1 pseudogene is annotated in these 404 nt (G+C 39.1%); it reads left to right on the forward strand.

The window, feature by feature from the left end:
• Window positions 1-52: 52 nt before the first annotated feature.
• Window positions 53-404: pseudogene (locus tag FD20_RS12730) on the forward strand (transposase); the annotation flags it as partial.

Below are 404 nucleotides of genomic sequence, written 5' to 3' on the forward strand. Positions count from 1 at the left end.
TCCAAGATCTATGATTTTTGATATACTTCTATGTAAAAAGCGAGTTTAAGCTATGAAAAATTATCCCAGCAATATTACTCGGCAACAATTTGAATTAATTCGACCAGCTTTAGAAAATTTTCGTAAGCGAACTAAGCCTCGAAAATATGACCTCTACGAGGTCTTCTGTGCGGTCCTATATGTCTTGAAAACCGGTTGCCAATGGCGTCAAGTCCCCGGTGATTTTCCAGAATGGCGGTCAGTTTACAACTATTACAAAATTTGGTCAACTAAAGCTGAGCCTACGGCTGATTCTTTATTGGAACAAGTTTTAAAAAAATTGTCATTGCTCGGCGAACTTACCAAGGACGTTCAGCTTTAACTTCCTTTATTATCGTTGACGCTCAGAGCGTCAAAAACACCGC

It is taken from the genome of Liquorilactobacillus uvarum DSM 19971, assembly GCF_001434935.1.
GTDB lineage: Bacteria > Bacillota > Bacilli > Lactobacillales > Lactobacillaceae > Liquorilactobacillus > Liquorilactobacillus uvarum.